At 66.6% G+C, this 290-nt stretch carries 1 pseudogene; it reads left to right on the forward strand.

The window, feature by feature from the left end:
* Positions 1–290: pseudogene (locus KNO86_RS14640) on the forward strand (RNA-guided endonuclease TnpB family protein); the annotation flags it as partial.

Here is a 290-nt window from a genome sequence, read left to right on the forward strand (position 1 = left end):
GGAACGAGACGGAAACCGGCGACACCTGCCTCCTACAAGCCCCTGTTCCCGTTCCTCGCCGAGGCGGACAGCCTGGCGCTCGCGAACGCGAAGCTGAACCTCGACACCGCGTTCGCGAAGTTCTTCGCCGGGACGGCCGGCTTCCCGGCCTTCAAGTCGAGACGGCGGTCGCGCGCCTCCTACACGACGAACAACCAGCACGGCACGATCCGCATCGAGGCGGGCAAGGTCCGTCTGCCGAAGGTCGGGTTCGTGCGGTTCACACAACATCGCCCGTTCGAGGGCGTCAT

The sequence above is a fragment of the Exiguobacterium sp. s160 genome, from assembly GCF_018617575.1.
GTDB lineage: Bacteria > Bacillota > Bacilli > Exiguobacteriales > Exiguobacteriaceae > Exiguobacterium > Exiguobacterium aestuarii_A.